Genomic DNA, 6,645 nt, shown 5'->3' on the forward strand with positions numbered 1-6,645 from the left:
GGGGAGTGACGCTTGAATTTCGATCCGGCAGCCTCGTTTGAGGATAACCTTGCGCGGTTCAGGGCCGAGGCCGAACGGCTTGATCCCGAGTGCGCGCGCATCCTGTTTGACAATCTGGCTACGCTGACGCGCCAAGGGGACGGCGCGCGCGACCGGCAAGCGATTCAGGAGTTCAACCGCGCTGTCCTTGCGGCGCTCAACTCTCTGCCGGACCCCGCGCCATGAGCCGGTATTTCCTGAAACAAGCCACCATCGAGGGGTTTCGCGGGATCAACAACGACGGCGATCCCCTTGTTCTTCGTTTCCGCGCCGATTGCGTCAATTCCGTTCACGCGCCCAATGGCGTCGGCAAAAGCTCAATATTCGAGGCTTTGTATTTCGCCATCCACGGCACCGTCCCACGGCTCGAATCCTTGCAGGATGCCGAGCAGGGGCCAAGCTACATCGTCAACAAGTTCCATCCTGGCCAACAGGCGACCATCGACCTTGTGTTCGCAAGCGACAGCGCCACGCCGGACATATCCATCTCAGTGACACGCACAGCCGCAGGCGGACGCACCGTTACCTCGCCGACCGGCCATGTCGACCCCGAAGCCTTCCTTGCCAGCCTTCGGGAAGATTTTGTTCTGGTCGATTATCCGCGCTTTTCGTCCTTCGTGGATTCAACTCCCTTGGACCGGGGCCGGTCTTTCGCATCCCTTGTCGGCCTTAGCCGCTATTCCGGCTTGCGGCAGGCGCTGGACGGCGCGCGCAACACGCGCAACGTCAACAGCGACCTTGGCCTCTCCGCTCTCGAAACCGAGGTGACGACAGGGCAGCGTGCTCTTGCCGGTATCGCTTCGCGCATTGCGGCGTCCCATCAGGAAGTGACCGGCACGGTACCGGCCAGCGTGGACGACCTGGCCCCGCTCAAAACCAATGTGACGACGGCCCTTTCCGGTATCGCGTTGTTCGCACCGCTACTTGCGGGCGTGACCGTTATGGAGTTGGACTTCGACGCCGCCGAACAGGCCGTTGACCGCGAGGAAGGCGGCGCGTCGCGCAAGGCGCTCGACACCCTCAATACCACCGTCACAACTCTGACCGCCCTTGCCGTGCCGCAGGCCGAGATCGACGACATTGACTCGTTGCTGGCTTTGGCGCGCTCGCGTGACGACGCGATCAACAAGGTGGGTGCCGCCGCCATCCATGCCTTGTTGAAGGACGCGCTTTCTGTTGTCACCGGCGCGGACTGGCATGACCCGCGCCAGTGTCCGGTTTGCGAAAACGTCGCTCCCGCTCCTTTGAGGGATCAGCTTGAGGCCAAGATCGTCCTCTATGATGAGGCCGAACGGCTCGACACCGATTTGCGCGCCAGGGCGACGGCATCGGCGGCCGTCGCCAAACTCCGCCAGTTGGAGGAGTGCGCCGCCTTGAACGTGGTGGTAGCGGATCGCGTCACGCCGAGCCTTGCGATGCGCCAAGCCTCGATTGCGACAACGGATTTGCAGCGCGGCAAAGACAGGCTTCTCGCACTCGAAACCAGTCGCGCCGATGCGATCACGGCCACCAACGCCGAGATCGCTATGCTGCAAGCCAGCTTGCCGCCGTCACTGGTGCAGGTCACACGCTCGCTTGGGCAGGCAAAGCAGTTCCGTGACGCCGTGCGCGAATACGAGCGCGACGCGCCGGTGCTGGCGACCAAGCGCGCGAAGCTCGCCAAGCTCAACCGCTGGAAAACCTTTATCGGCAACGCCTATCAGGCGTTTGCCACGGCGGAAGCTGCGCTCGCCAATGCCCGCATCACCGACATTCAAACGAGTTGTCAGGACTTGTTCGGCCATCTTGTGCGTGGCGGGCCGGACGTGCAGCCCACCTTGAGCCGGGCGCAGGACAGCGAGAAGGTTGATCTCAAACTGGCGGATTTTTTTGGGCTGCGCGACCAGAGCGCGCGGGCGTTGCTGTCCGAAAGCTACCGCAATGCCGTCGCCGCATCGATTTTCCTTGCCGCCGCCACGCGCCACAGTGGCGTGCCGCGCTTCATGGTGCTGGACGATGTGACTTCCAGCTTTGACGCCGGCCACCAGTTCAGTCTGATGGAGGCTATTCGCACGCGGCTTCGCCACGGTGCAGCAGGCGGCGTTCCCGATGGCCTGCAATTCATTATCCTGAGCCATGACACCAGCCTTGAAAAATACTTCGACCGGCTTGGCAACACGACCGACTGGCACCACCAGAAACTGCAAGGGATGCCACCGCGAGGCCGCTTGATGGTGTCGGCACAGGAGGCCGACCGCCTTAAAGCGCAGGCACAGCAATATCTCAACGCCGGACAGATTGACCAGGGCGAACCCTTCCTGCGTCAGTATCTCGAATACAAGCTTGGCCAGATTATCGCGCGCCTCGCCGTGCCGGTGCCCCCGGACTACGCCACGCGGGGCGACCGCCGCACGCTGTCCACCTACCTTGAGGCGATCACCAACGCGGTGGCGCTCTATCAGGCGGCTGGCCGCTGTGTGCTGACGCAACAGCAGATTACCGACCTTAGCACCCATCACGCCCCGTCGATCATCGCCAACTACGTCAGCCACTATGAATCAGGTGCTGGCACACCGTTCAACGCCTATGCCTTGTTGGGGGTGTTGCAGAGCGTCGATGACTTCGCCGACTGCTTCACATGGACGGACCCCGCGAATAATCAGAAGAAATACTACCGCGCGCTCGACCGGCAACGCTAACCCGATTGCCAGCTCTGTCGGCCTGCCATCGTCGCGATTGGCGAGGGGCGGGGCTGTTGGCACGGTGGACATTGTTCCCCTTGTTGGCAGCCGCGAACGTCACTGGCCTCATGCGTGGATTCACTGGCTTGGCCAGATCGGGCGTCAATCGCGTGCGCTTCCGCGACTATCGTCTTGTGCAGCTTCCCCTGTCGGGCAGCCTCCGGCTGACATGACCCCGCGACCTCTTGGCCGCTCCTTGTTCTCCACATCGGCCGCAACGGTTGCGGCTCGTTTTGACTAGGAGAACCGACATGACCACCGAAACCACCAACAGCCCCGCCTTCATCCTCTATCGTGTCGAGGGCAACGGCCCCGAAGCCCGCTGGACGAAGATCGGCGCAGCTTGGGCCAACCGCGACGGCAAAGGCTTCAACATCGCCTGTGACGCCGTTCCCCTTCAGGGCCGGATCGTCATGCGGGCTTACACCCCCAAGCCGAAGGCTGACGCGGATGCCGCGAACGACGCGGAACTCGCCGTCAAGGCGGCAGCCAAGAAGGCCGGTGGGCGCTAACGCGCCACCCGGCCTTACGCTCGCCTGCGGTGAATATCGGCCATATTCACCGCAGAATATGCGGCGATTGCGACGGACGGTTTATGGATATGGAAAAATGCTAAGTCTGGCTTAGCTTTTTGCCTCTCTTATGAACTCGACAGGGGTTTACGAATCTGGCAAAATCCTAAGCATGACTACGCGTTTTGACAGCAAGTTAAACCGGCTACAGCAGGAACTCCCCGAGGGACTCCTTGCCGATGCTGCGTGGCTCGAAGCTCATGGCTATTCATCGGCGCTGCGCAGCCAGTATGTTCGCGCGGGCTGGCTCGAAAACCCAGCGCGGCGCGTTTATCGCCGATCCCGTGCACCGCTGACATGGCAGCAGGTCGTCATCTCGCTTCAGACCGTGCTGGACCTGCCGTTGACCGTCGGTGGGCGCACCGCGCTCGAACAACAGGGCTATGCCCATTATCTGTCGGCGACGGTGCGCGAGGTTGATCTTTATGGGCCGATAAAGCCGCCGACCTGGCTGGCCAGTCTGCCGCTCGACGTGGACTTTCGCTGGCATAACAGCCTGCGGCTGTTTCCCGGCGATGCCGACGCGCTGCCCGAACCTAGCCCCGTCATGGTCAGCGCCGCTGGCCTGACCTTGCCCGTCCGCTATTCCAGTAAGGAGCGCGCCGTTCTCGAATTGCTCGACGAGCTACCCGATCACGAGAGCTTCCACCAAGCCGATGCCTTGATGGAAGGAATGAGCGACCTTAGCCCGCGCCGCCTGCAAACGCTCCTTGAGACTTGCGCCAGCGTGAAGGTCAAACGGCTGTTCCTGTTCTTCGCCGACCGCCACGATCATGCGTGGCGGTCGCGGCTTGACGTGTCCCGCGTCGATCTCGGGTCAGGAAAGCGCGTTCTGGTCAAGGGCGGCAAGCTCGATACGCGCTACAACATCACCGTGCCTGCCGATCTTGGAGGGCAATGACGCATGGCCTTCCTCGATTCCTATAGCCAGCAGGTTGCCCTTCTTGTCCGCGTTCTGCCCTTCGTGGCGAAGGAAGATGCCTTCGCCCTCAAGGGCGGTACCGCCATCAACCTGTTCGTCCGCGATATGCCGCGCCTCTCGGTCGACATTGACCTGACCTATCTGCCGGTCGAGGATCGCGCTGCCTCGCTCGCCAAGATCGACGCCGCCATGCTGCGGATCAAGGAGCGGATCGAGAAGGGCCTTCCCGGCGCAAAGGTCGCACCCTCGCGCTCGGCCGACGAGAAGATCGTTACCAAGCTGATCGTCCGCATGGACGACGCGCAAATCAAGATCGAGGTGACGCCGGTGCTGCGCGGGACCGTTTACGATCCCGTCGTCACCGGCGTAACGCCCGCCGTCGAAGATGCGTTCGGCTTTGCCGAGATTCAGGTCGTGTCCTTCGCCGACCTCTACGCGGGCAAGATCGTGGCGGCGCTCGACCGCCAGCATCCTCGCGACCTCTTTGACGTGCGCGACCTGCTCGCGAACGAGGGCGTGACGGACGAACTGCGCCGCGCCTTCCTCGTCTATCTTGCCAGTCATAACCGCCCGATGGCCGAAGTCCTGGCCCCGACCCGCAAGCCGCTCGGCGACGAGTTCGAACGCGGCTTTGCCGGAATGACGCAGGAGCCGGTCGCGCTTTCAGAGCTTGAAGCCGCGCGCGAGGCGATCATCGCTGCGGTGGTCGCCGACATGCCGGACGATCACCGGCGCTTTCTTCTCGGCTTCAAGCGCGGAGAGCCGGACTGGAATCTACTTGGGCTGGCCGATGCGCATAACCTGCCCGCCGTCCTCTGGAAACAGCGCAATCTTGACAGGCTGCCCGCCGACAAGCGGCGCGAGCTGGCCGACGCTCTTGAGAAAGTGCTGTTTCCTGCGGGACACGGCAAATGACGAACGGTGGCTTGGGACCAGACAACGCCATATGGGATGACGGCGAATGGGTGAGCTGGGACGAAATCAACCAGCAAATCCAATATAAGGAGTGGCGCGCCCGCTATCCCAATGCAGACCTGTCGCTCGTGTCGGTGTTTGAATCCCTGATCGGCACCGCCGAGGAATACTACCATCTCACCGGCAGGCACCTGCAAGTCTATGGCGACATTGGCGAGCTGTATGGTGCGATCACGCACGGTATCAAGCTGCATCGCAATTACGCCAAGGGGTCCGACGGTCGCCTTGGCAACGATTTCGTCGAGATCAAAACCATCACGCCGTTCAAGAACTGCGATACGGTCGAGATCAACCTCGACCGTCATTTCAGCAAAGTCCTGATCGTGAAGATCAACGCCGATTTTGAGGTGCGGGGCAAGCTGCTTGACCGCAAAGCCCTTCCCCAAGGCAAGATGCGGGGCAATCGCCTGTGTATCGACTGGTCGCTTGTCGAAGCGAAATAGCCGGCACGATTCCAATAGCGACAGATTGCGGGCGTCCCCTTCGGGCGGGGCTTTATGGCTTCGCCACGAAACCCGCCTCGCGGTTTCCGCCCAATGGGTGACAATCCCTGACGCGGAATAGGGCGGGCAAGCCCGCCCCGAATTGAGCGCCGCTGGCGGCGCATCTTCAACATTTGATCGAGGAAGAAAGAGGCTCTGCCTCTCTCTCCCTGCAAGGTGCCGCCTTGGGGCCGTGGCTCGCTGCGCTGCGCCCGCACCATCCCCGGCGCCGGACCTTGCCCCCACTCTCTCCGCCCCTCGCCGGGTCGGCAGGGGTCATGCGCGGCACGACCCGCTGCGCGGATTGGAAGGGAGTGAACATCATGACCAAGCAAGACCCTCACAGCCGCATCACCGACCGCATCTTGGCCGAGCTTGAGCAGGGCACTCGCCCGTGGCTCAAACCGTGGAGTGGCGGCGACATGGCCGTATCAGGCCAGACCCGCCCCTTGCGCGCCACCGGCCAGCCGTATCGCGGGATCAATGTGCTGCTATTGTGGATCGAGGCGCAGGCGTCCGGTTTTATCAGCCCGTCATGGATGACCTACAAGCAGGCGCAAGCCTTGGGCGCGCAGGTCCGCAAGGGCGAGCATGGCGCAACCGTGGTCTACTACGGCGACGGCAGCAAGACCGTGCGGGACGAGGGCAGCGGCGAGGACCGGGAACAGGCGTTCCGATTTCTGAAAACCTATACCGTTTTCAACGTGGCGCAGATCGAGGGGTTGCCGGAGCGATTTCATATCGTGCCGACACCCCCGCCGGAGGTGGAGCGCATCGAGGCCGCCGAGGCGTTCTTTGCCAGCATCCCCGCGACCGTGAACCACGGCGGCGACAAGGCATATTATATACCGTCAGCCGACCGCATTCAGCTTCCGCCCTTCGCGGCATTCCACGATGCCCACGGATATTACACCACGAGGGGCCATGAAACCGTC

Annotated in this window: 7 protein-coding genes; all 7 read left to right on the forward strand. The window is 62.4% G+C overall.

Translation table 11 applies throughout. The features are described from left to right. Nucleotides 1–12 precede the first annotated feature (12 nt). Entirely contained in the window at nucleotides 13–225 is a 213-nt protein-coding gene (locus tag STE01S_RS15165; protein WP_062769172.1) for a hypothetical protein, read from the forward strand. Next, a complete protein-coding gene (locus tag STE01S_RS15170) occupies nucleotides 222–2,717 on the forward strand; it encodes an AAA family ATPase (RefSeq protein ID WP_062769175.1) in 2,496 nt (831 codons plus the stop codon). The genes STE01S_RS15165 and STE01S_RS15170 overlap by 4 nt, the downstream gene beginning before the upstream one ends. A 293-nt stretch (nucleotides 2,718–3,010) precedes the next feature. After that, nucleotides 3,011–3,271 (forward strand): hypothetical protein, encoded by a 261-nt coding sequence (locus STE01S_RS15175; RefSeq protein ID WP_120694201.1) that lies wholly within the window; start codon nucleotides 3,011–3,013, stop codon nucleotides 3,269–3,271. A gap of 172 nt (nucleotides 3,272–3,443) precedes the next feature. After that, nucleotides 3,444–4,232 (forward strand): type IV toxin-antitoxin system AbiEi family antitoxin, encoded by a 789-nt coding sequence (locus STE01S_RS15180; protein WP_082813360.1) that lies wholly within the window; start codon nucleotides 3,444–3,446, stop codon nucleotides 4,230–4,232. A gap of 3 nt (nucleotides 4,233–4,235) precedes the next feature. Beyond that, nucleotides 4,236–5,168 (forward strand): nucleotidyl transferase AbiEii/AbiGii toxin family protein, encoded by a 933-nt coding sequence (locus STE01S_RS15185; RefSeq protein ID WP_062769178.1) that lies wholly within the window; start codon nucleotides 4,236–4,238, stop codon nucleotides 5,166–5,168. Further along, on the forward strand, nucleotides 5,165–5,671 hold the full coding sequence (locus STE01S_RS15190) for a hypothetical protein (protein ID WP_062769181.1): 507 nt from the start codon (nucleotides 5,165–5,167) through the stop codon (nucleotides 5,669–5,671). The genes STE01S_RS15185 and STE01S_RS15190 overlap by 4 nt, the downstream gene beginning before the upstream one ends. Nucleotides 5,672–6,033: 362 nt before the next feature. Next, nucleotides 6,034–6,645 (forward strand): ArdC family protein (locus STE01S_RS15195; protein ID WP_062769208.1); only part of this gene is annotated, 612 nt, incomplete at its 3' end.

The sequence above is a fragment of the Sphingopyxis terrae subsp. terrae NBRC 15098 genome, from assembly GCF_001598815.1.
In the GTDB taxonomy this organism is placed as follows: domain Bacteria; phylum Pseudomonadota; class Alphaproteobacteria; order Sphingomonadales; family Sphingomonadaceae; genus Sphingopyxis; species Sphingopyxis terrae.